Annotated in this window: 19 protein-coding genes; 12 read left to right on the forward strand and 7 right to left on the reverse strand. The window is 42.7% G+C overall.

The genetic code is table 11. From position 1 onward, the window contains the following. Positions 1 to 148: 148 nt before the first annotated feature. The 6 genes from O9316_RS11045 (at position 149) to O9316_RS11070 (ending at position 8,084) form a co-directional block, all read left to right on the forward strand. The gene (locus O9316_RS11045) at positions 149 to 880 is read left to right on the forward strand and encodes a protein kinase (protein WP_298347206.1); all 732 of its coding nucleotides are present in this window, start codon (positions 149 to 151) and stop codon (positions 878 to 880) included. Between the two features lie 2 nt (positions 881 to 882). Further along, entirely contained in the window at positions 883 to 1,035 is a 153-nt protein-coding gene (locus O9316_RS11050) for a hypothetical protein (RefSeq protein ID WP_298347195.1), read from the forward strand. Continuing rightward, positions 1,032 to 2,717 carry an ATP-binding protein gene (locus tag O9316_RS11055; RefSeq protein WP_298347197.1) on the forward strand — a complete coding sequence of 562 codons (1,686 nt, stop codon included), beginning with the start codon at positions 1,032 to 1,034 and terminating at the stop codon, positions 2,715 to 2,717. The genes O9316_RS11050 and O9316_RS11055 overlap by 4 nt, the downstream gene beginning before the upstream one ends. A 282-nt stretch (positions 2,718 to 2,999) precedes the next feature. Then, positions 3,000 to 6,227, forward strand: a complete 3,228-nt coding sequence (locus O9316_RS11060; protein ID WP_298347199.1) for an HsdR family type I site-specific deoxyribonuclease — start codon at positions 3,000 to 3,002, stop codon at positions 6,225 to 6,227. Then, a complete protein-coding gene (locus O9316_RS11065; protein ID WP_298347201.1) occupies positions 6,227 to 6,922 on the forward strand; it encodes a SprT family zinc-dependent metalloprotease in 696 nt (231 codons plus the stop codon). Before O9316_RS11060 ends, O9316_RS11065 begins: the two co-directional genes overlap by 1 nt. A 226-nt stretch (positions 6,923 to 7,148) precedes the next feature. Beyond that, positions 7,149 to 8,084, forward strand: coding sequence for a DUF6011 domain-containing protein (locus tag O9316_RS11070; RefSeq protein WP_298203962.1), 936 nt, complete (start codon positions 7,149 to 7,151; stop codon positions 8,082 to 8,084). Between the two features lie 233 nt (positions 8,085 to 8,317). Here the strand turns inward: O9316_RS11070 and O9316_RS11075 are convergent, their stop codons facing one another. From O9316_RS11075 to O9316_RS11085, 3 genes are read right to left on the reverse strand one after another with little or no spacing between them, the layout of a single operon-like run. Next, entirely contained in the window at positions 8,318 to 8,896 is a 579-nt protein-coding gene (locus O9316_RS11075; protein WP_298203961.1) for a DNA-3-methyladenine glycosylase I, read from the reverse strand. Beyond that, positions 8,886 to 9,539 carry a queuosine precursor transporter gene (locus O9316_RS11080; RefSeq protein ID WP_298203960.1) on the reverse strand — a complete coding sequence of 218 codons (654 nt, stop codon included), beginning with the start codon at positions 9,537 to 9,539 and terminating at the stop codon, positions 8,886 to 8,888. The genes O9316_RS11075 and O9316_RS11080 overlap by 11 nt, the downstream gene beginning before the upstream one ends. Beyond that, positions 9,540 to 13,196, reverse strand: coding sequence for a TraB/GumN family protein (locus tag O9316_RS11085; RefSeq protein WP_298203959.1), 3,657 nt, complete (start codon positions 13,194 to 13,196; stop codon positions 9,540 to 9,542). Positions 13,197 to 13,330: 134 nt separating this feature from the next. Between O9316_RS11085 and O9316_RS11090 the strand changes: the two genes are divergently transcribed. Beyond that, a complete protein-coding gene (locus tag O9316_RS11090) occupies positions 13,331 to 15,442 on the forward strand; it encodes a M3 family metallopeptidase (RefSeq protein ID WP_298203958.1) in 2,112 nt (703 codons plus the stop codon). Between the two features lie 195 nt (positions 15,443 to 15,637). Here the strand turns inward: O9316_RS11090 and tsf are convergent, their stop codons facing one another. From tsf to rplM, 4 genes are all read right to left on the reverse strand, one after another. Next, positions 15,638 to 16,462: a translation elongation factor Ts gene (gene tsf / locus O9316_RS11095; RefSeq protein ID WP_298203957.1), complete on the reverse strand. Its 825-nt coding sequence runs from the start codon at positions 16,460 to 16,462 to the stop codon at positions 15,638 to 15,640. 125 nt (positions 16,463 to 16,587) lie between these two features. Then, positions 16,588 to 17,379, reverse strand: coding sequence for a 30S ribosomal protein S2 (rpsB, locus tag O9316_RS11100; protein WP_298203956.1), 792 nt, complete (start codon positions 17,377 to 17,379; stop codon positions 16,588 to 16,590). A gap of 146 nt (positions 17,380 to 17,525) precedes the next feature. Then, positions 17,526 to 17,912, reverse strand: a complete 387-nt coding sequence (rpsI, locus tag O9316_RS11105) for a 30S ribosomal protein S9 (RefSeq protein ID WP_073363499.1) — start codon at positions 17,910 to 17,912, stop codon at positions 17,526 to 17,528. After that, entirely contained in the window at positions 17,912 to 18,367 is a 456-nt protein-coding gene (rplM, locus tag O9316_RS11110; protein WP_298203955.1) for a 50S ribosomal protein L13, read from the reverse strand. The genes rpsI and rplM overlap by 1 nt, the downstream gene beginning before the upstream one ends. 261 nt (positions 18,368 to 18,628) lie before the next feature. On the opposite strand from rplM, the gene O9316_RS11115 reads away from it, so the two are divergent. The 5 genes from O9316_RS11115 to O9316_RS11135 all read left to right on the forward strand — a co-directional run bounded on the left by O9316_RS11115 (position 18,629) and on the right by O9316_RS11135 (position 22,610). Next, entirely contained in the window at positions 18,629 to 19,654 is a 1,026-nt protein-coding gene (locus tag O9316_RS11115; RefSeq protein WP_298203954.1) for a LacI family DNA-binding transcriptional regulator, read from the forward strand. Then, positions 19,654 to 20,172: an ankyrin repeat domain-containing protein gene (locus O9316_RS11120; RefSeq protein WP_298203953.1), complete on the forward strand. Its 519-nt coding sequence runs from the start codon at positions 19,654 to 19,656 to the stop codon at positions 20,170 to 20,172. The genes O9316_RS11115 and O9316_RS11120 overlap by 1 nt, the downstream gene beginning before the upstream one ends. Positions 20,173 to 20,515: 343 nt before the next feature. Then, positions 20,516 to 20,785, forward strand: a complete 270-nt coding sequence (locus tag O9316_RS11125) for a hypothetical protein (protein ID WP_298203952.1) — start codon at positions 20,516 to 20,518, stop codon at positions 20,783 to 20,785. A 241-nt stretch (positions 20,786 to 21,026) separates the two neighbouring features. After that, entirely contained in the window at positions 21,027 to 21,755 is a 729-nt protein-coding gene (locus O9316_RS11130) for a hypothetical protein (protein WP_298203951.1), read from the forward strand. A gap of 144 nt (positions 21,756 to 21,899) precedes the next feature. Then, a complete protein-coding gene (locus O9316_RS11135) occupies positions 21,900 to 22,610 on the forward strand; it encodes a T9SS type A sorting domain-containing protein (RefSeq protein ID WP_298347204.1) in 711 nt (236 codons plus the stop codon). Positions 22,611 to 22,767: the final 157 nt, after the last annotated feature.

A 22,767-nucleotide genomic window follows, 5' to 3' on the forward strand; every position in this document is an offset into this window, starting at 1 on the left:
TGGTATGCGCTAAAATCAATCATAAATGAAAGTCAAAGTCCGCTAAAGAAAACCGTGTTGTTAATAGCTACATCATTCTCCGCATGGTATGAATTTAAAAACATAATAAATTTACCGTATATTAATTAGACCATAGCCATTAAATATAATACATGGAGTTCTTAATGGCTTGACTGAATTACATACAGATAAAATTTCTATACTACACAGAGATTTAAAGCCAAAAAATATTTTAGTATATAACGAAACAAAACAACCATTGATATCAGATTTCGGTTCGGTAAAGCAATTTGACATTGCTGTTGGATGTGTTTCAGGTTCAAAAACAACTTTAGTTTATACTCCAAGGGAATCTTTTATAGATAATAAGTACACAAAACAGTCTGATATATATCAAGTTGGTGTTAGCATGTTTCAAATCTTAGGAGGTTATTTCCCAGGTGCATATTATGATTGGCTAAACGAAAAGGAAAAGAAGAAATTTCTAACAGTTGTTGGAGGATATGAACAAAGTATTTTCCTTGAAAAAGTAATTCAGAGATTAGTTACAAAAAATATGCTTCTAAATCTTGAATCAATACCCAAATATATTGACAAAAAGATTGTAAAAGTGATTCAAAGAGCTACAAATCCTAAACTGAATGTGAGATATGCAAACACGGGAGAGTTTATGAATGATTTATTCAAAATACAAAAAAGGTTGACAAATTGGTCAGAATCGGATGATATTTTCTATGCTACTAAATTTAACGGAGATGAATACAGAGTAGTTGAAAATAAAAAAGGTTTTTTTATCGAGAAAAAGGGAGGTGATTGGAGGAGAAAAGTAGGATTCTCAGATAGTATTGAACCACTTTTTGAACAGTTAAATAGGAATTAAAAATGGACACACCCAGTATTAAAGAAGACCATGATAGACAAATTCCGGCATTGCAAATGTTGGTGAATTGGGGTTGTACGGATGTAATAAATCAAAATCAGCATGATAAAGTGATTGGCTTTATGGTGCAAAAACAGATGATCATAAGCCTATGACAATAGCAGAACTAAAACAGCTTAAAGAAAGCGAAGATAAAGTGGAGTTTAAAGAGGCGAAGAATCAATATGCCTACAACAGCAGTCGCAAAAGTGTACTGGGTTATACCGTAGCTTTTGCCAATGAAAAAGGCGGCTATCTTGTTTTTGGTTTGGAGGATGCTCATCCGCATACCGTTTGCGGCTCTAAAGCTTATGAAGGCAGAGAGGGACAATTGGAGCAAGATGTTTACCGTGACACAGGAGTACGGATACAAACAGAAGTATTGTTTGAAGGAACCAATCGTGTGTTGGTGATAAAAATCCCTTCACGTCCTGTTGGCAAGCCTTTGTATTTTAATGATGTACCGCTGATGAGAGTTGGTGATGGATTGGACAGAATGTCGGAAGAAATGTATCTCTCCATCATTCAGGAACAAGAGCCCGACTTTTCCGCTAAAGTATGCGAGGGCATAAGCATAGCCGATTTGGATGAAGCAGCCATCAAAAAGATGAAAGAAAGCTATGCCCGCAAGCAAAAGAATCCAGGCTTTTTGCAACTGAGTACTGAGCAGGTGTTAACCGATTTGATATTGCAGGAAAATGGTAAACTCAATTATGCCGCTTTGGTATTGCTTGCCAAAAAAGAAGTGCTTCATGCTAAACTTCCCCAAAGTAAAACCATTTGGGAGTTTCGCAACAGCGAAGCACAAATTCACCACGATAGCCGTGAGGTAATTGATGAGCCGTTATTTATTGCCATTGACAGCATTTGGAAACTCATTAATCAACCTACACTAAACCGAAAATATCCGGTACAGTCGGGGGCTTATATTTTTGATTTGTATAATTTCAATGAAGAAGTCATTCGAGAAGCCGTTCTCAACGCTATTGCTCATCGGGATTATACCATTACGAGTGAGGTGGTCATTAAACAATATCCCAATAAAATCATCATTACAAACCCTGGAGGCTTCCCAAAAGGCGTAACCATTGAAAACATACTCACCGTAAGCAGCACACCCAGAAGCCGCTTGATGACTGAAATATTGGAAAAGACCGGACTGGTGGAACGCAGCGGTCAGGGAGTGGATAAGATATTCTCCATCACCTTATCCGAAGGCAAAGCCGAACCTAATTATAAGAATTCGGATATGTTTCAGGTTTCGCTTACGCTTCGGACGGAAATAATTGACAAGGCATTTCATGTATTCGTAAGCCAATTTCAAAATAGCGAGAAAGAACCCAAACTGGGGGTAGAACAAATCATTATCCTTTGCAAAATCCGGAACGGCATATTCCAAAACCTGAAATCTGAAATAGTAAGTCAGTTGGAAAAATCGGGCTTAATTGAAAAAGTGTCCGGTCATACCAACCGATACACATTATCACAAGAATACCACGCATTGGTAAACGACGGTTTAAAAATTGGCAAAAGGTATTTGGTAAAAGAGGTAGAACTCATTCTTCTGGCATTGCAAGGCAACGCTTTAAAGATAGGCGATTTAGAAGAATTACTGAAAGACTCCCTGTCAAGAAATCAGATAAACTATTTGAAGATGAAACTGATGGAAGATGAGGTGTTGAAAGTAGAAGGTAAAATAAAAGGTGCTCGTTATTCTATTGCTGATAAATATGCTGATTTAAGAGGTGATGTTTTACTAAGTGCAGTTATCGCTGCACTAAGAGGCAAATATGAATAAGGTGATAATTATCTATATGCTACAAAAGATTCTTTATAAGGATGAGATACTAGGGCTGAAGAAAGTGCTGAAAGAGATGTTGCTATTCTTTGTATTGCAGATACAAGAGATTGAGTTTGTATTCAAGATTGCAGAAAAAGCATTGAAATACAGTAATTTACAATTTTTAGTACTTGAGATTCAATTCTCTGTATCGGGATCCGGATTCTCTGTATTGGTTCCGGCTCCGGACAAATTCAATTCTCTGTATTCGGCTCTGGATTCTCTAAAAATTAAACTGTAATGGACACACCCAGTTTCAAAGAAGACCATATCAGCCAGATTCCGGCAATACAAATGCTCGTGAATTTGGGCTATACCTATCTAAGTCCGGCGGAAGCCGACAGATTAAGAGGAGGTAAAACTACCAATGTACTATTGGAAGATGTATTACGTAAACAATTAAAGGAAATCAATAGCATACGGGTAAGTGCCACCAAAACCAGCATCTTCACTGATGAAAATATTGAAAGAGGTATTTTGGCATTAAAAAACTTGCCCATGAACGATGGGTACATTGCCGCTAGTGAAAAGGCCTACAACCTGCTCACGTTAGGTCAGGCTCTGGAGCAAAGCGTGGATGGCGATAAAAAGAGTTTCACCTTACAATACATTGACTGGAAAAACATAGGTAATAATGTGTTTCATGTGACCGAAGAATTCAGCGTCATGCGAAGTACAAGCAAAGAGCATTATCGCCCCGATTTGGTGTTGTTTATCAATGGTATTCCGCTTTGTATTATTGAGTGTAAACGACCCGATATGAAAGAGCCATTGAAACAGGCTATCAGTCAGCATTTACGAAACCAGCAAGAAGATGGTATCAGAAGCTTGTATGTATATTCGCAACTCACATTAAGCATAGCGGCACAAGAGGCGGCTTATGCCACCAATGCTACACCTGAGAAGTTTTGGGCAAAATGGCAAGAGAAGTTCAGTATTGATGAAGAAGAACGCAACTACAAGAACAAATTACAGGAATTCAAAAATAAACCGCTTCCGATTTTTATCAAAGAGCAGTTGTTTTCTGACCGTTTCAAATATGTTCGTAAATATTTTGAGGCGTTAGAAAAAGAGGAAATTTTGCCAACGGAACAAGATAATTATTTGTTTGGGTTGTGTCGTCCTGAGCGATTGATGGATATTATCTTCAATTTTATATTGTTTGATAATGGTGAAAAGAAAGTAGCGCGCTATCAGCAGTTCTTTGCAATTAAAAAATCCATGCAACGCATTCGTCATATTGAGAATGGCAAACGAAAAGGCGGCGTGATATGGCATACACAAGGAAGTGGAAAATCACTTACGATGGTTATGTTAGCGCAAGCTATAGCTATGGAGCCGAGTATTCGTAATCCCAAAATAGTATTGGTTACCGACCGTACCGATTTGGATGATCAAATTACTAAAACATTTCGCAAGTGTGGTAAGTTTGTTGAAAATGCAACGACGGGCCAACGTCTGGTAGAATTACTAGAAAGTAAAAGTGATGCAGTAGTTACCACTATTATCAACAAATTTGTTGCAGCAGTAAAAAAAATTAACAAACCTCTAGAGAGCCATGACATTTTTGTGTTAGTAGATGAAGGACATCGAACACAACACGGTACTTTTAATGTTGATATGCAGAAAACAATGCCTAATGCCTGTTTTATTGCTATGACAGGTACTCCACTTTTTAAGAAAGACAAAAGTACCGCAGCCAAATTTGGGGGTGTGATTGACGCATACACTGTTGATCAAGCTGTAAAAGATCAGGCTGTAGTTCCACTGCTTTATGAGGGTCGCTTGGCTTTACAAGAAGTCAATGCAAGTCCCATAGATACATTTTTTGGGATGGTTACAGAGCCTATGTCCGAATACCAAAAAACCGATATAAAAAAGAAGTTTGCACGACAAGACCATTTAAATTCAGCTGAGCAAAAAATGCGGATGATTGCTTGGAATATAAGCTATCATTTTCGCGATAACTGGCAAGGGAAAACACCCTTTAAAGGCCAATTGGTGTGTGATAAAAAAGTGAACGCGATCAAATACAAGGAGTATCTCGATGAAATAGGCATTGTAAGTAGTGAAGTATTGATTTCATCGATTGATGAAAGAGAAGGCGAAGAAAGCGCTTACGAAAAGTCAACCGAAAAGGAGAAACAGTTTTGGAAAAAAATGATGGACGAACATGGGAATTCAAAAAGCTATGAAAAGAACATCATCAACCGTTTCAAAAATCAAAAAGATCCGGAAATCATTATTGTAGTTGACAAATTACTTACGGGTTTTGATGAACCAAAGAATACAGTATTGTATCTCACTAGAAATTTACAAAGCCACAAACTACTACAAGCCATTGCAAGGGTAAACAGAATTTATCCTGACAAGGAATTTGGCTATATCATTGACTACTATGGTGTAATTGAAAACTTAGATGATGCTTTGCAGATGTACTCTTCCTTAGAAGATTTTGACGAAGAAGATTTGGCGGGCACACTCACCAATATTTCGGAAGAAATTAAAAAGTTGCCTCAAAAGCATTCTGATGTTTGGGACATATTTAAAACTATTACGAATAAGCGTGATGCAGAAGCCTACCAGCAGGTATTAAAAGATGAAGCTGTTCGCGTTTTGTTTTACGATAGATTAGCGGCATTTGCCAAGGGTTTGAAGTTAGCTTTATCTTCCATTCAATTTCATAAAGAAGTTGAAGAAAAGGTAGTTAATCGTTACAAAGAAGATTTAACTATGTTTTTAAAGTTGCGATTGGCTGTGGTTGAGAGATACAGTGATCAAATTGACTACAAACAATATGAAGGTCAAATTCAAAAACTTATCGATACACATATTACCACTGAGAAAATAGAAACCATTACCGAGCTGGTAAACATTTTTGACAAAGATAAATTTCAGCTAGAAGTAGAAAATACAATTGGGAAAGTTGCTAAAGCAGACAAGATTGCGAGTAGAACTGCAAAGCATATTTCAGAAAAAATGGATGAAGATCCTGCTTTTTACAAAAAGTTTTCGCAATTGCTAAAAGAAACGATTGCCGACTATGAAGCTAAGCGAATCAATGAAGCTCAATACCTAAGTAGCGTTCAAGAAATTATGAATAATGTATTAGCTCGTACTGATAATGATATTCCTGAGCAATTAAAAGAAAGCGATGTTGCGAAAGCCTTTTATGGATTAAGTATTGAGGCACTTACAGAAAAGATTCAGGACAATGTTGTGCGAAAAGAAATTGCTATACATACAGCTTTGAATATAGATAGTTTGATTCTTGAAGCTGTTTTAGAGCATGGAAAACCTATTATTGACTGGCAATACAAAACAAATATTACAGGTAAATTGCTTATTGATATTGGAGACTTTTTAATTGACGAAGTTCGAGATAAATATAATCTTGAGTTATCTTTTAAAGAGATGGATAAAATAGCTGAGGATTGTATTGAAGTTGCTAAAATTCGTTACAAGTAATGACAGAAGCAATACAATTTGGTAGCAGAACAATAGATTTTCGCTTGGAGTATTCAGACAGAAAATCCCTTGGTATTACTGTAACTCCCGAAATGGAAGTGTTGGTAAAAGCACCGACAGACACTACCATGGAAAAAGTAAAAGAGAAAATAAGAAAAAAAGCACCTTGGATAATTAAACAACAAAGCTTCTTTCTTTCTTTTCAGCCAAAGACACCTAAACGAAGGTATATAAGTGGAGAAACACATTTGTATTTGGGAAGACAGTATAGATTACAAATAACCATCGCAAATGACGAATCTGTTAAGTTAAAAGGTAAATTTATTGAAGTTACAGCTCTGGAAAAATCCCGAGTAAAAGAGTTATTGAACACTTGGTATTTACAACATGCACAAACAAAGTTTCATTCTATTGCAGCACCACTTATTGACAAATTCAAAAAATACAACGTAAGCCCTAGCTCTATTGTATTGCGTGAAATGCCAACACGATGGGGAAGCTGTACCCCGAAAGGGAAAATTATATTAAATCCAGAATTAATTAAAGCACCTAAAGGCTGTATTGAATATGTTATTATACATGAACTTTGCCATTTAATACATCACGACCACACACAGAAATTTTTAGATTTACAATCAAGAGAAATGAAAGACTGGGAAAAGTGGAAGATGAAATTAGAGCGAATATTGGCATAAGAAATAATTGTTATTATTTACTAAAATTATATGCGAAAGTGAAAATTTCTATACAGAAGAATTACATGGTACTGTTTACCTAATAGTTATTTAATCCTTTAAAATAAGTGTAAAATAAAAATTGATGTTTCTAAAATTATTTTTTAAAAAATAGAAAAATAATTCAGTGTAATTGCCAGAGTTTACGAATGATTTGTGTTTAATTAGCGAAGTGATTTAAAACAATATGAAACGAATTTCACAAATATGCAAGGAGCTTAATATAAGAATCGATGAGTTAATATCTTTATTGCATAGTTACGGTTTTGTTGAGGAGCATTTGAATTTAAATACTCGTGTTCCAAATGAATTGTTTGAGAAGATTAAAGCCATTTACAACAATGAAGTTACAGAAAAGGTATCTACCAATGTATATGAAGAATCTTTGTGTCAAACCCACTCTTTTGAGAAAGTATTAGTTGAAATAGCACTAGAGCGCAATACTTTAGAGGATAGGGAAGTTGTTTTGAAATCGTTTGACGGTTATGAAGTAAGTACTCTATTTAAAGATGAAGAGGCTTTTTTGATTGCTTTAGGTATAGAAGATAAATCGGTTCGCTCTCTAGCGAATCGTTACTTTCAATCAAAGTATATAACAGGAAAACAATTCATTACAGTCCACCGACATGCTATGGCTGCACTAGATAGATATGGAGGTGCTTTTATTACCCATATAATGGCCTTGCCTAAATTACCATTTAAAGCTTTGGACGCACATCAATTGTTTAGTGAATTGGATAGGCGTAAATCAAAATTAGAGTTTCCAATAGTTCGATTTGCTTATAAAAATCAAGATGGTGTTATTGAGCATTTACAAATGATGTTTGATTCTCATTATCAATCAAAACAGCAAATTCGCAATAATCATATAATCGTAGTTAAGAACAAATCAACAGGTTCCGTTTTGTTTAAAATTGATCGTGATGGGTATGTGTTGCCAGTGTCTACGAAAAATAAAATAGTCCCTATTTTACAATACTTTATTCAAGTATCAAGAGATACAGGTACTTTTGTTTTAAATTATGGTCTTGAAACTGGTTTCTGTTCCCGTTGTGGAAGAATGTTATCCGATAAAGAATCACTTCGGATAGGGATGGGGCCTTCTTGTAGGCAATATGGGTAACCGAAGCCAACCGCTTTTGAGCTAAATCAAATTTTACCCAGTCAATCTCTTTTTAGAACACCCATCTTCAAATCATCAAATTAATAGTCGTTAGACGTTAGACATTAGTCTTTAGTGAAGAAGGTCAATGTAAGAACGCCCATTTATAATTTAAAATTCAACATTTAAAATAACTCCAATGAGGGTCTTTTTTCTTGCTTCTTTCTTCTTTCTTCTTTCCTCCCATTTTCCCATCAAACCTCTCCTCCCCCTTCCTTCCGCGTCCAGCAGTCCTGTAGGTGGTCGTTGACGATGCCCGTGGCTTGGAGGTGGGCGTAGACTACGGTGGGACCTACAAAGGTGAAGCCGCGTTTTTTGAGGTCCTTGCTGATCGTGTCGGCGAGGGGCGTTGCGGCGGGAATGTCACGTAGCGTGGCAGGGGCGTTATCGATGGGTTGGTGGTTGGTGAAGCCCCAAAGGTAGTTGCAGAAGGTGCCAAATTCGTTTCGTACCCTTTGGTAGGCTTGGGCATTGGTGACTGCGGCGCGTATTTTTAGTGCGTTGCGAATCAGGCCTGCATTTTGCATCAATTCGTGGATTTTGGCCTCGTCGTACTGGCTTATTTTTTCGTAGTCAAAGTGGTCAAAGGCGACCCGAAAGTGCTCGCGCTTGGCCAACACCGTGTACCAACTCAAGCCCGCTTGAAAGGTTTCCAAAAGGAGGAATTCAAACATGGTTCGGTCATCCCGCACCGGGCGCCCCCATTCGGTATCGTGATAGGTGCGGTACAAATCGTCTTTCTCACACCAGCCACATCGGAGTTTAGGATCCATCTTTTTTCAAATAGGCGTTGATAAGCGAATGGCCCACATAAATCAAGGGCGTCAGCAAAATGGCAATCCCCAATTTGACCGAATAACCCGTCAAAGCCGAGAGCACAAAGGTGTCGGTGTCCATTTTGCCGGGGAGCCAAAAGGCGATGCCCAATACGATAAAGCTGTCAAACAACTGCGAAATGACCGTTGATCCTGTGCTGCGCAACCAAATCATGCGGTTGCCGGTTCGGTTTTTGACAAAATGAAAAATCGTTACGTCGATCAGCTGTGAGACCAAAAAGGCGGTGATACTGCCCACAATAATCAGCATGCTTTGCCCAAAGACCGCGGTAAATTGCGCGTCGGTGATGAGACCTTCGCCTTTTACGGCCGGAATCTGGAGTCCGATATACAACAACACAAACGTATACCCGATTAAGGAAGCGGTGAGCAAGGAGAGTTTGCGTACGCCTTTTTCCCCAAAATACTCGTTGATGAGGTCGGTGGTCACAAATACAATGGGCCACGGGAGAATGCCCAAACTCATCACGGCTTGGCCCACCTCGATGAGTTTGCCTCCAATGAGTTCGGCCACCAACGCATTGGTGATAAAAATACCGGCGAGGACGATGTAGACGAAGTCTTTGCGGGATTGAAACATTTACTCTTCGAAGTTAGAAAGGTCAGGAAGTAAGGGATTTATTTTTCGGAATTTGGCATAGTCATACTGCCGGTACAAGCTCTCCTGAATGATGATCGTTTTGAGCTTTTCGGCGGTATTTTCCTCGTCGATGTCTTCCACTACGGGCGAAAAATACACGTGGGGAACGATTTTCCCGTCGCGTACCAAAAACGCCATGGCATGAAATACTTTGGCGCCGTAGGGTTTGCCGTCTTTTTGGGGTTGCGATTCGTAAAAATAGAATTGCAGCGTATGTTCCTTGTAATTCAGGGTTTGTTTTTCCAAAAACTGTACGGGTTCGTCGTCTTTCACTTCGTCAAACACGCGCATAGCGGCTTCAGCTATTTGGTCGTCGGTGAGGGTTTGTCGTTTGTTGAAGGTATCGATACGACTGAGCATCACGAGGGTTTTAAAGCGCAACTCGGGGCGGGCCAGTGCGCTATCGATTTGTACGGCGGTAGCGCGGCCTTGCAGGATGTCGTCGGCGAGGAGTTGCAACTGCATTTCGGGAATATCCATCGCATAGGCTTGTTGCACCAAGGCTTCGGTTTTTTTGTTGGGAAGCGACTTGAGCAGGCTTACGTAAGGGTAGAAGGCGCCGTAAGGCGTTTGGATTTCGTCTTCGACGTAGACTTCATCATCGTCTTCTGAGGTGATGGCTTTCTTTTTCTTGGTTTGTTCTTCGAGGCTGCTTTGCAGGCGTTTCTGTTCTAATTTTGCGTCGGCGAGCAGCATTTTTTGAAAGCTTCCGAGTTTCTTTGGGTCGATTTTTTTACGGTTCAACAAGTGGGCACACCAGTCGACCAAGGGCGCTTTGTACTCGTCAATAGTACAATATTTAAACAGGTCGGGATAGAGTACTGCACTGGCGTCGGGGTGTTTTTTGAAGGTGTTGAACAGGTCTTCAATACGTTCGGTATTGTCGGGGAGCGGCAAGTCAAAGGCCAGTAAGGCTCCTATTTTTTCATATACTTCGGGGGTGGCGTTTTCACTCATCACATCGAGAATGGTCATGCGCTCGGAGGCATAGGCTTTGGGGTTGCGGTAGGCTTGCTCGAGGAAGGGCACCACTTCGGGTGCTTTGAGTCCGCGCAACAGTTCATACGCCTGGTCTTTATAAATTTCTTCGTCGTTGCTGAAGGGATAGCTTTGCATCCATTGGATCCAGCGGGGGGCCTCGCTCTCGGTGAGGGTTAATCCGTCCATGTCGTCGAGTGCTTGGTTGCGTATCGAGTCGGTTTCGCTTTTTACTTCGTCAAAAAACAGCTGCAAACGGTCGTTGGGGGGCAACGGTTTGTCGGAAGGATCGAGCGTAAAACTGCCAAATGCTTTTTCGACAAAGGCGATGTTTTGCGTGTAGGGATACGGCACCATGGAGGTAAGTGTCACTTGGCGTTCGGGAGTGGTAATGACGCGAATTTTTTGGGCGTGTAGGGCTTGCGGGGCAGCCACTAGCGCGTCAAAAACAGCGGTTTGTGTGGTGGGGTTGTACGTAAAATCGTGGAGTACTACGTCTTGCGGTTCCGTCGTTGGCACGTAATTGCTCCATTCGGTGGTTTGAAGTTCGTTGTCGTAGGTTCGCGGGGTGAACTTCGCGGTGAAGCGATTGAGGAGTTGTGTTTTCAACGAATCGGCGGGGAGCCACGTTTCGAAGCGTTCGAAGCGTGTTTCGGTAACCTCAAGGAAATGACCGTTGCGGGAAGTAAAGGTATCGCCCAAATACTCGTCGTCGCTATCGTCGCCGCCAAGGGAATTAAATAGGGTATTGGCAAAGTCTACTCCATGGATGGTGGCATCGTTGGCGCGTTCGGGAATTTCTACCGAGTATTTTCCTTTTTTGGAATGGTACACGGTGGTTTTTTCGGGGGTGAACGGCGTTATCGCAAAAGAGTTGAAGAATTTGCGGGCTTGCGTTTCGGGGGCATCAACGGCCACTAAGAGGTAACATTTACCGCCATGGACTACCGATTTTAGGCGGTAGTTGTGGTGGTCGTTTTGGCTGAACGATTCAAAAGCCGTTTGCGTATAGTCGGTAAACTGCGCGGTTTCGGGCAGCTCTTGATGCATATAGAATTCGTTGTGGAGTCGCGAATGCAAAAACCAGCCGTCGGTGGGGGAGAAATTGTCGCTGAGTTGTTTTTCGAGTACGAGGTAGTAACTCTGATCGGTAGGGTCGTAGGCTTGCCATTGGAGTTGTCCCTTGGCCCGTTCGCTGTCGTTGTAGGTGGCGCAGTAGGCGGGGAGTTGTACTTGGAAACCACCGTGAACCGGTGCTTTGGTTTTCCAACCGGTTTGTAGGGGAGCGATTTGTAGGGCGTTGAAAATGCGGGCTTCCATTTTTTGGGCATAATCGCCAACGCCTGAAAGGGCCATGCTAATCGCTTCCAGTGGGGTAAGGTAAATACGGTAGCGTTGGACGTTTCCGTTTTTGAGTTTGCTTACCATATCGTAGCGCGTGTAGGGACCTTCTGTACTTTGTTTTTTCATTTGAATCTCGCCGGGTATGAATTCATACATCAGGCTATCGATGGCTTGGGGGTGCAAGTAATTTTTGCGTTTTTGCAAGAAATTATTCAGCGGAATACGGTTGATGTTGAGGTAAGCTCCGTTGGCGAGATCAAGGGAATTTACCATGTTTTCTACTTCAATCGTCATTTCAAATTCGGGGTGCTGCAAGAGCCCGTCGCTGGTTTTGACGGTTTTGACGAGGGGAGGCACCACCAAGTTTTCGAGCGATTTTTTGCGATCGCGACCCACTTGGGTGGTGGTGCTAAGGACGGGAGTGACGGTAAACCCTTTGTTGCGGAGCAATTGTAGGATGCCTTCTTTCCCCGCCAAATGCGCGGCACCCACGGCACTAAACAAGCTGCCTTGGCGGGCCAACGAGTCAATGCTGCGCGTCATGGTATAGTTGCGATCGATGATGAGCGCTTTGTGATTTCCGGGGGAGGCGGTGAGTTTGCTCAAGGAGTCGAGCATCACAATGTCTTTTTCGCGGTAGTAGTCTTTGAGTGCTATAGCTTCAGAGCGTCCTTTGAGAATTTTGGTGAGGGCACTGCGGCGCAATTCAACGGTGGCCGGATCCTCTTCGTTGTCCTTTAGTTGTTTTTCCATTTCCGCGCGAGTGGCCTGAATGAGTTGGATTATAGAGGCTTTAGCGTCCTCAAGGCCGACCACTTTTTTGCCGTGTTTCTTGGCGGTTTGAAAGATAAACATGTCCAAGACGGCATTCTCTTCAAAGTCGCTTTTGGGACCGTTATTGACTGACGACATATCCTTCAAGAAGTTGCGGCTGTTGAAGAGTTGTACCAACTGTTGTTGGGCTATGGGTTTGAAGGTAAACGGATTTTTATCGACCAACATCGTTTTTCCCATGCTGCTGTAGAGTAACTCAAAGATCGTGTTCCATGTTTCGGGATTGCTTTCGTTGCTTACGATATCGGCATTGAGCAGGTGGGTGTAAAAATCATCGGGCAGGTGGTAGGAGATTTTATCATTGACATGAAAGGTACCGTAGAGGTACGACTTTTTGGCGAGTCCGTTTCCTGAGATTTCCCACAAAAGGGATTTTTCTACGGGGGTTTGGGCATAGGCAACGGCGCCAACGACCCATAAAAGGCGAATAAGTAATTTCACGATGTATTTTTTTTTGGTTCTGTCAAATATAGGTAAAAAAGTGAGCCACAACAGGAGGCGATTTGTGATAAATTGGCCTCTTTTTCTTCAAACGAATCGCCATAGATTTTTTATATTTGGCTAAAATGAGATTCATGAAAAAAATAGTAGGACTACTTTTGATCACCTTGCCCATGTTTACGAGTGAAGCACAATCAACCACCAATACACTTTTGCACCCTTGGAAGGGGAACTACGGTGGGGTTCCCGCGTTTGGCACGTATGCTTTGACCGATTTTAAACCCGCCATTACCCAAGCGATAGCCGAACGGTTGCGCGAGGTCGATGCGATAGCGCAACAAAAAGCGCCAGCGACCTTTGCCAATACGATTGAGGCTCTGGAGCGTAAGGGGAAAATGTATCAGCGGGTGCGTGCCATTTTTGAACTGTACAGTGCCAATTTGAACACGCCCGAATTTGAGGCCATCGAATTGGAAATGGCGCCCAAGTTCTCGGAGATGAGCAGTGCCATTTACCAAAATGCGGCGTTGTTTACGCGTATTGCGGCGGTTTACAACGGAAAGGAAATGGAAAAATTAACGGCTGAACAAAAGCGGTTGGTGCAAACCTATTATGCCCAATTTGTAAAAGAAGGGGCGTTGGCCAATGCCAAAAGTAAGCAGCGTATTGCGGAAATCAACAAAGCCTTGGCCGGGTGCTTTACGCAATTCAGTCAAAACCAGTTGGCCGATGAGAACAACCAGTACTTGCTGTTGGAAACCGAAGCTGACTTTGCGGGTTTACCCCAAGAATTGGCCGATGCGGCGCGTCAGGAGGCCAAAGAGCGGCAGTTGAAGGCGTTGGGGTGTATTGCCAACACGCGGTCGTCGATTGAGCCGTTTCTTACCTTTTCGTCGCAGCGGGCGTTGCGGGAAAAAGCTTTTCATTTGTTTGTGAACCGCGGCGATAATGCCAATGCTCATAATAATAATGCTACGGTAGTTCAAATTTTGAAGTTGCGGGCCGAGAAGGCGAAGTTGTTGGGCTTTCCTACGTTTGCGCATTGGAGTTTGTCGAATACGATGGCGAAGCAGCCCCAGCGGACCTTGGATTTGATGCTTTCGGTATGGGAGCCTGCTTTGTTGAAAGTGCAAGAAGATGTGAAGGCGATGCAGCAGTTGATTGCGGCGGAAGGCGGTACCTTTGCGTTGGAACCCTGGGATTACCGTTATTATGCCGAGAAAGTGCGCAAAGAAAAATATGCGGTTGACGCCAACGAAATCAAGCCTTATATGCAGTTGGAACCCTTGCGCGAAGGCATGTTTTGGGTGGCAGAAACGATTTTTGATTTGACGTTTACGCCGGTAACCGATGTGCCGGTGTTTCATCCGGATGTGCGGGTGTGGGAGGTGCGCAAAAAATCAACCGGTACGGTTGTGGGCTTGTGGTATTTTGACCCCTATGCGCGCAAAGGAAAGCGTTCGGGGGCCTGGATGACGGCTTATCGCGATCAGAGTCGTTTTGACGGTGAGGTGTTGACGTTGGTGTCGAATAACTGTAATTTTATCAAAGGCAAGCCGGGAGAGCCGGTGTTGATTTCGTGGGATGATGCCAATACCTTGTTTCACGAGTTTGGGCATGCCTTGCACGGGTTGTGTTCGGAGGTAAATTATCCGTTGTTGTCGGGAACAAATACGCCGCGGGATTATGTCGAGTTTCCGTCGCAGATTTTGGAGCGTTGGTTATCGACGCCTGAGGTGTTGAATCGTTTTGCGTTGCATTACCAAACCGGGGCGCCGATGCCGATGGCCTTGGTAGCGCGTTTGGCGGCGGCAGCGACGTTTAACGAAGGCTTTTCGACGGTAGAGACCTTGTCGAGTGCGTTGGTGGACATGCAGTTGCATTTGTTGGAGAATCCGGAGATTGATCCGAAGACCTTTGAGGCGGAGGCGTTGAAAGCGTTACGGATGCCGCAGGAGATTGTGATGCGCCATCGGATTCCGCAGTTTGGTCATATTTTCTCGGGCGATGATTATGCGGCGGGGTATTATGGGTATTTGTGGGCCGATGTGATCAGTGCTGATGCGACGGAGGCGTTTACGGTGGATGGCAAAGGCTTGTATGATCGGGAGGTGGCGCAGCGTTTGTTGGACTATGTCTTTAAAGTGGGGAACACGCTAGACCCCGAGGAGGCCTATCCGAAATTTAGAGGAAAAAAAGCGAGTACAGCGGCCTTGATGCGGGCGCGGAATTTTCCGGTGAAGTAAGTATCGAGCCTCGTTGTATTGTTGTGCAGTACGGCGGGGTTTCTTTTTAGCCCCGGTAGAGCCGGTATCCCCCGACCCTTCGGGGATAAAGGCGAAAACGGGAGGGGTGTGGTACCAGGCAGGGGGGTGATGCTCCAAAAAACAAAAAACCCGATACAGGTGCATCGGGTTTTTATATTTTGGGTGAATTAGTAATTAACCGAGAGCGGCTCTTTTGAATCCGGTTACGGTAAGACCAGCGTCAACTGATTTTACGTAAGCGCTAACACTCATGGAGCTGTCTTTGATATAATCTTGGTTGACCAAGGTATTGTCTTTGAAGAAACGGTTTAATTTTCCTTTGGCAATGTTATCAAGCATGGCTTCGGGTTTTCCTTCTGCACGCAATTGGTCTTTTGCGATTTCGATTTCTTTGGCGATGGTATCGGCATCAACGCCGTCTTCATTCAACGCGATTGGGTTCATCGCTGCGGCTTGCATGGCTACGTTACGCGCGGCTTCATCAGCACCGGCTACGTTAGCAGACAAGGCTACAAGGGTAGCGATTTTGTTTCCAGCGTGGATGTATGAATTTACGAAGGCTCCGTGTAAACGTTCGAAAGAACCGATTTCGATTTTTTCGCCGATAACTCCGGTTTGTTCGATTAATTTTTCAGCTACGGTGATGCCGTGGAAATCGGCTGCTAGCAAGTCTTCTTTCGTTTCGAAGTTCAACGCTAAGGTGGCCAATTCTTGGGCCAATTTCACGAATCCTTCATTTTTCCCTACGAAGTCAGTTTCACAGTTCAAGGAGATGATTGCTCCTGAAGTACTGTCGGCATTTACGGCAGCGATAACAGCTCCTTCGGTAGATTCACGATCGGAACGGTTAGCGGCTACTTTTTGTCCTTTTTTACGTAGGATTTCAATTGCTTTGTCAAAATCACCTTCGGCTTCTACCAAGGCTTTTTTACAGTCCATCATACCGGCACCGGTCATGGTTCTTAGTTTGTTTACGTCAGACGCAGTAATAGTTGACATTTCTTTTTTTATTTTTTGATTAAAAAATTCGGTTAAAAATCAAATTCCAATTTCGGGATTCCAAACTCCGGGTTACTAAAAACCGTAGGAATTTGGCATCCTTCCATTGGAATTTAGTGTTTTATTTATTCTTCAGCAGCCGCTTCAGTAGTGTCGGCAACCTCTGGAGTGGCTACTGCTTCTACTGTTTCTTCTACTTCAGGAGCATCATCGGCTTCTTTTTCGTTGGTACGGTTGGACAATCCGTCTTGCACGGCAGCCGTAACGAGTGAAAGAATTTTTTCGATGGATTTAGAAGCATCATCATTGGCGGGGATTACGTAATCTGCCTGACGAGGGTCAGAGTTGGTATCCACCATTGCAAATACTGGAATGTTTAATTTGTGAGCTTCTTTCACCGCGATGTGCTCGGCTTTGATATCTACTACGAACAAGGCTGCAGGCAGTCTTGACATATCGGCGATAGAACCTAAGTTCTTCTCCAATTTAGCACGAAGACGATCGATTTGTAATTTTTCTTTTTTCGACAAGGTGTTGAACGTACCGTCTTTCTTCATACGATCGATGGTTGCCATTTTTTTCACGGCTTTACGAATTGTTACGAAGTTGGTCAACATTCCTCCAGGCCATCTTTCGGTGATGTAAGGCATGTTGACTGCGGCTGCTTTTTCAGCGACGATGTCTTTGGCTTGTTTTTTGGTAGCTACGAATAAGATTTTTCTACCAGAGGCAGCGATTTTTTTCAAAGCTTCGTTGGCTTCTTCAATTTTGGCTGCGGTTTTGTACAAGTTAATGATGTGGATCCCATTGCGTTCCATGTAGATGTATGGCGCCATGTTGGGGTCCCATTTGCGGGTCATGTGTCCGAAGTGAACACCGGCCTCTAATAATTCTTTAACGTCTATTTTATTTGCCATTTTTTTACTAGTTTACGTTCCGTTGATTAGCAATTATCGGGCTTTTGAGGGCTTTTTGGGATAATTTAGATGCTAAACTAACTTCCTTTGACGAAAAGGAATAACGGCAACAGATTAATTTCAAACTTAAGGGTAGGAAAAACGGATTAACGTTTCGAGAATTGGAATCTCTTACGTGCTTTTTTCTGACCGAATTTCTTACGTTCTACCATACGTGGATCACGGGTAAGTAATCCTTCTGGTTTTAGGATCGCTCTGTTCTCAGCTTCCACTTCACACATTGCGCGGGCAATGGCCATACGCACGGCTTCTGCTTGACCGGTTGAACCGCCACCGTACACGTTAATTTTAACGTCGAAGTTGGAAGCGTTATCCGTCATCGCTAAGGGTTGTAATACTTTGTATTGCAACGTAGCTGTGGGGAAGTAGTTTTCGAACTCTCTTTTGTTTACCGTGATTTTACCTGTTCCTTCTGAAACGTAAACACGTGCCACAGCGGTCTTTCTACGACCAATTTTGTGAATTGTTCCCATTACTTCAAATCGTTTAAGTTAACGGTTATTGGTGTTTGAGCCGCATGTTTGTGCTCAGCGCCAACGTATACATTCAAATTGCGGAATAATTGCGCCCCTAATTTGTTTTTGGGGAGCATTCCTTTGATAGCTTTCTCTACCATGATCGCAGGATTTTTGCGATACATTTCTTTGGCAGATAAGCTTCTTTGACCACCTGGATAACCGGTATGGCGGATATAGGTTTTATCCTCCATCTTGTTACCAGTCAGGTTGATTTTTTCAGCGTTGATAACAATAACGTTATCACCACAATCAACGTGCGGGGTATAACTTGGTTTGTATTTACCTCTCAAAAGCATCGCTACTTTTGAAGCTAAACGACCTAAGTTATGACCTTCAGCGTCCACAACAATCCACTGCTTGTCTGCAGTAGCCTTGTTGGCTGAAACTGTCTTGTAGCTTAATGTGTTCACAGTACTTATTTTAAATTAAACATTCCTTTCCCTCCCCGAGGCTTCGGGATAAGGGAGTGCAAAAGTACAATTTATTCTTATATATCCAAACCCCCTTTTTATTTATTTTATTGATTCCTAAAATTTTGGGGATGAGCGGGCTATCGGAGCGGGATAGGTGTTTGTGCAAAGGGGGTTGCAATTTATTTCGCGGGAAAAAGCGGCATTTCATTTTTCGTCTTTTTTATTTTGTTAAATTTACGCTCGTCAAAGTCCAATGCTATGAAATCAAAAGCTACATTAAAACAAATTGCCAAAGAACTTGGGGTTTCGGTGTCTACCGTGTCCAAAGCACTGAATGACAGTCCCGAAATCAGTGAACCCACCAAGCAACGGGTGCAGGAATATGCGAAGTTGAAAAACTACAAGCCGAATGCGATTGGGTTGAATTTGAAAAACCGTTCGACCAAAACCATTGGGGTGATTATTCCGAACATATTGAATTCCTTTTTTGCTAAAGTGTTTACGGGGATCGAGAAAGTAGCCGATGAAAAGGGGTATAAGGTGATGACCTATATTTCGAATGAGTCGCTTGAAAAAGAGATTGCTGCGTTGGAGATGCTCAGTAATGGCGCTATTGACGGCTTTATTTTGTCGATTTGTGAAGAAGCGCAAAAGCTGCAGCAGTTTGATCATTTTAAGCAAATTCTCAATGAAGGAACGCCTATTGTGATGTTTGACCGTATTGCCGATGAAGTGCATTGTGATAAAGTGATTGTTGATGACTTTGATTCGGCGGTGCATGCGACCAATCATTTGATTAAAACGGGGAATAAAACGATTGCTTTATTTTCGGCTATTGATAATTTGAGTGTCGCCAAGTTGCGGGCGGAAGGATTTCGAAAAGCGATGGCAGAAGCGGGGCTTGCGATTGATGCGCAGCATGTCATTTTATCGGACTCGGAAGAGGATTTTGATCAAAAGGCCGCTGGGTTTTTTGACAAGCATAAAGTAGATGCTGTTTTTGCAGTAGACGAACACGCTTCGGTAACAGCCATGAAAATGGGGGTTAAAAAAGGACTCCGCATTCCGGATGAGTTGGCGGTTATCGGTTTTGCCGATGGTGTTTGGTCGCGGCGTTTAACACCGAGTTTGTCTACAGTGAGTCAGCATGGTCCCGAAATTGGAGAAGTGGCAACGCGGTTGTTGATCGAGCGCTTAGAACATAAAGGGGAACCCTATAAACCACGTACGACGGTCATAGCTACCGAGCTGCGCCAACGCGAATCCGTAAAACGATTGGCTTAATGTGGCGGTGGGTGTTTTGTGGACTTTGGATTCCACTCCTTTTGGGGGCTCAACCCACGCCCGATGTATTTGACTTGGCGCGCAAGGGTTCGGAGGAGGCTGTGCGCGCGGTATTAGCCACCCAACCCCGTGCCTTTGATTGCGTTAGTCCCGCGGGATTCACGCCTTTAATCCTTGCTTGTTACAAAGGCAATACTCCTATAGTAAAGGTGCTGTTGGAAGCGGGGGTGGCTGTGAATTATACTTCCGATCAGGGAACGGCTTTAATGGCGGCGGTGGTGCGGGGTAATGCCACGGTTGTCGGTTGGCTTTTGGACTATAAAGCCGATCCCAATTTGACCGATGTGCAAGGCAATACGGCCTTACATTTTGCCGTTCAGTTCAAAAACATCGCGATTATCCAACAACTTTTGGCGCATGGGGCGCACCGCGAGGCCAAAGATGGCAAGGGCATGACCCCTTTTGAATATGCCGTGCAATCGGGCGATGAAGCGATTATTGCTTTGTTGAAGGGGTGAGGGATTGGTGGAAATTACTTCGTGCCCAAAATAGATAACTTACAAACAACAATATGCTCCCGTTAGATTCTGAATTTTTTATATTATACCTATTTTACATTTCCGTTTTTGGTTACTTTTTGATTCACTATTTGCAAACGAAAAAAAGAGTCTTCAAAATTAATCTTATCCTATTTTTCTCCTATTTTACCTTAATGATTTTTATTTTTACTGATGCCGAAAATTTTAAATACGGAAATTCTATAGTGGTTCTCTTTTATGGATTTCTTTTTGTGTTACTTCATATTACGCTGTGGGGTGTAATCAACCTCTTTAAAGGGTTTTTTAAAAAAAATTGATTATCATGATTGGTCAAATGAAGTGGTTGTTCACAGTTGTTTTCGCTCTTTGTTCCTCAGTACTAAACTTTGCTATTATTGACAAAATGGTAATGCCTGACCCTTGTTATTACCATACCCATGAAATGAATATTGTATTAGGTTTATTTTATTGTTCTTCTTCAGCCTCTGGCGGTCATCCTGAAATTAATCTTTTCAACGTACTGTTCACCCTTTTTGTAGGGGGATTTATCGGATATACGTTTTTTTCTTTTTTGGAAAAGAAGCGCGATTGAACGTCTGAAGTTTTTTCTAAAAAACATCGTACATATCATGTTTTCTAACGTTTCTTTCCATTAAATTGTAAGTATAACCCGTAAGTTTTTTCAAATTTTCACTACTCTTATGTAATAAATTGTAAATTAGGCTTCTAGAAATCTAACCTTTACCATTTATGAAAAAACACTACTCTTTTGGGGACTAACCTTGGTGTTGGGCTCGAGTGCAAGCCTTGTATTTAGTCAAAATCTCCAACCCATGCCGATTCAAAGCGGATTCAATGCCGATGTGGTAGCCAACGGTGTGGGGCCTTCAGCGTCTTCCACTACCGCCGATGTCGATGGGGTGAATTACAATTTTGTTGCTCGTGATTTTCAATTGACCTCCACCAGTGCCGCATTGACGTATGGCTTGCCTAGCAACGGACTCATTACGAGTCTTGTGGCGGCTCCCGCAGGGTTGACGTATCAATTGGCCTCGTATAGCGCCAATAATTCTTTGCGTTTGCAAAATGCTAATGATTCAGGCACATTGGTATTTACAACACCGTTAGCCGCAGTAAACTTATATATGTTGGCCACTTCAGGCAGCGGTGCGTCAACCGTGAACGTGACGGTTAATTTTGCAGATAATACTTCAGAAACCTTCACCAATTTAGCGTTGGCCGATTGGTATGGGGGGACCAATTTTGCCATTACCGGCTTGGGGCGTATCAACCGCACCAATGATGTTTTGGAAACGGGAAGTGGGATAAATCCACGGTTGTATCAAATTCCGATGACCCTGGCAGCCGGCAATCAATCCAAATTGATTCAGAGTGTCACTGTAACCAAAACAGGCACCGGAGGAATTCCGAATATCATGGCTTTTTCGGCCAATGCGTTTACGACTTGCGATGGTCCCACCAACCTAACATACGTATCGGCCAACGATGGAGGCACTTTGAGTTGGACAGCTCCTGCCAATGCTCCTGCTTCGGGCTACTAGTATTACTACAGTACCAGTGCTACGCCACCTACGGCGAATACTACGCCAACGGGTTCGGTTGCGGCGGGAGTTACCTCGGTAACGCTTACGGGATTGCCTATCGGCACGACCTACTATTTTTGGGTGCGTTCCAATTGTGGCGCTGTGCAAGGATTTTGGCAATTGACCACGTTTACTACCGGTCAAATTTCGGTTACGTATACCAATGGCGACATCAATACGGAGTTTTCCACGACGGCCACAGTGACCAGCACTAATGCCTGTCCAGGATCGCTTACGGTCAATGTTCCTGCCGGATACTACATCGCGGCTACCGATGTGTCGTATACCATGACGACTGCCAGCAACGGTTGGATGAGCGAGCAACGATCGTTATTGGTGTGCACGACCAATGCTGCCACAGAGGCTGCCATTTCCTCGGGCGTTGGGGGGACTACGGGAACGTATTCGTATAGTCGTTCGGGGTTGAACTTGGCCAATAATTTAACGGGCGCTGTCAATTTTGAATTGCGGGCTTGGCGCACGTTTGGAGGTTCGGGTTGTGATGCTAACTATAACAAGGTAGACAACAACTCTTGGAAAATTACGGTTACATTAACGCAGACGTTAGCCAATGCAGCGCCTGTTAAGCCGAAGATAACGGTTTATCCCGTGCCGTTTACTACCGATTTAACGATTGAAAATGCGAGTGAACTATTGACGATGACCATTATGGATGCTACAGGAAAAATCATTCGTACGGTGCATCAACCCACTACTTCGGTTGAAGTCAGTGATTTAGCTCCCGGTCTGTATGTGCTACAAATGAAGCAAAGCGATGGTTCCGTCAGCTACATTAAGGCGGTTAAAGAATAATTTAATTCGGGATAATAAAAAGAAGCCGTCTCACAACTTGAGACGGTTTTTTTTTACGTTTTTTCTTGCATAAAAGAGTTGCAATTTGTATATTTATATCTGATTTACAGATGATTAGACATGAATTTCAAACACTACAATCAACGTCAAACCACAC

Source organism: Flavobacterium sp. (genome assembly GCF_027533505.1).
Taxonomy (GTDB): Bacteria; Bacteroidota; Bacteroidia; order Flavobacteriales; family Flavobacteriaceae; genus Flavobacterium.